This is a genomic window from Pseudonocardia sp. EV170527-09 (genome assembly GCF_008369905.1).
Taxonomy (GTDB): domain Bacteria; phylum Actinomycetota; class Actinomycetes; order Mycobacteriales; family Pseudonocardiaceae; genus Pseudonocardia.
Window position 1 is genome coordinate 1 of the sequence record NZ_VRMC01000245.1, and the last position, 1,184, is coordinate 1,184.

General features: G+C 72.9%; 1 protein-coding gene. It reads left to right on the forward strand.

Going from position 1 to position 1,184, the window contains the following annotated elements; translation table 11 throughout:
• The first annotated feature begins 209 nt into the window (after nucleotides 1-209).
• Nucleotides 210-1,148 (forward strand): M20/M25/M40 family metallo-hydrolase, encoded by a 939-nt coding sequence (locus tag FVA95_RS28830; protein ID WP_149666905.1) that lies wholly within the window; start codon nucleotides 210-212, stop codon nucleotides 1,146-1,148.
• The last annotated feature ends 36 nt before the right edge of the window (nucleotides 1,149-1,184 follow it).

The window sequence follows — 1,184 nt, forward strand, 5'->3', positions numbered from 1 at the left end:
TCTCGTTCTCAGCAGAGCCCATAGGGTCTGATGTCATCACTCACAGTGCCCATCCCGCCGGACGCTGAGGTCCGGCGTGTCGGGCCGGAACCACCGTTCGTTGCACAGGCCCGCGGCTGCTGGCGGTCCTGGCCCTACTCCTGGTGAGTGCGGCGACGTGGCTGGACGGACGTGCACCAGTTCCCGTCCCGACGGACGCGGACCCCGGCGTGTTCAGCGCGGACCGGGCGATGCGCACGGTGGACGACCTGGTCGACGGCCCGCGCCCGGGCGGGAGCCAGGCCGCCGGTGCCGCCCGGGACGCGATCGCCGCCCGGCTGAGCGCGGCCGGGCTGACCACACGGCTGCACTCCTCGACCGGCATCGGCGGGGCCGACGGCAGGCTGACCGCGGCGCCGGTCGACAACCTCGTCGCCACCCTGCCCGGCACCGACCCGACCGGGGCGGTCGTTCTGTCCGCGCACTATGACTCGGTCGCGAGCGGGCCCGGCGCCGCGGACGACATGGCGTCAGTGGCAGCGATCCTGGAGGCGGTGCGCGCGATGCGGGAGGGCCCGCCGCTGCGCAACGACCTCGTCGTGCTGATCACCGACGCCGAGGAGGTCGGTCTGCTCGGCATGCAGGCCTGGGTGCGCGACGAGCTGAGCCCATCCGCGCGCCCGACGGTCACCGTGAACTTCGAGGCGCGCGGGGTGTCCGGGCCGTCGCTGATGTTCCGGACCTCCCCGGGCAACGCCGGGCTGGCCCGGGTGTTCGCCGACGCCGTCCCGCACCCGACGGGCGACTCGTCACTGGTCGAGATGTTCCGGCTGCTGCCCAACGACACCGACCTCACCCGGGTCATCGACGCCGGCCGGCCCGGCGTTGACGTCGCGTTCGTCGAGCAGCCGGTGCAGTACCACACGACGGGCGACGCTCCGGAGAACCTGAGCGCGGCGAGCATGCAGGGTCACGGCGAGGCCGCGCTGGGTCTGGCTCGTGCCCTGGGGAACCAGGATCTCGCCCCGCTCGACCCGGCGGCGTCCGGTGCCGCACCGCAGGGCGACGCGACGTACTTCCGTCTCGCCCGGGAGGGCCTGTGCAACGAACGGTGGTTCCGGCCCGACACGCCGGACCTCAGCGTCCGGCGGGATGGGCACTGTGAGTGATGACATCAGACCCTATGGGCTCTGCTGAGAACGAGA